Genomic DNA, 304 nt, shown 5'->3' on the forward strand with positions numbered 1-304 from the left:
GGACCGTCGCCCCGCGACCCTCGCCGGGGCCGCGCGGCGGGGCCGCGCCCGCCGGGCCCCCGCCCCCCCCCCCCCGCCGCCCCCCCCCCCGACCGCCCACCGCCACCTCCTTCGTACGGCTCCCCTCGACCCGGAGGAACGCCTCCCATGTTCGACACAGTTCTGGTCGCCAACCGCGGCGAGATCGCCCTCCGGGTGATCCGCACCCTGCGGCGGCGGGGGGGGCCCGCCGACGCCGCCTTGACCGACTCACACAACCCAGACACCCACAACACACCCCCCGCACTCGCGCGGCGGCACCACA

1 protein-coding gene is annotated in these 304 nt (G+C 78.9%); it reads left to right on the plus strand.

Features of this window, described 5'->3' with window-relative positions; all coding sequences use genetic code 11:
- Positions 1-147 precede the first annotated feature (147 nt).
- On the plus strand, positions 148-304 hold a 157-nt coding region (locus ACFV0O_RS36365), incomplete at its 3' end, for a biotin carboxylase N-terminal domain-containing protein (protein WP_380348392.1).

This window comes from Kitasatospora sp. NPDC059577, from assembly GCF_042735475.1.
Lineage (GTDB): Bacteria > Actinomycetota > Actinomycetes > Streptomycetales > Streptomycetaceae > Kitasatospora.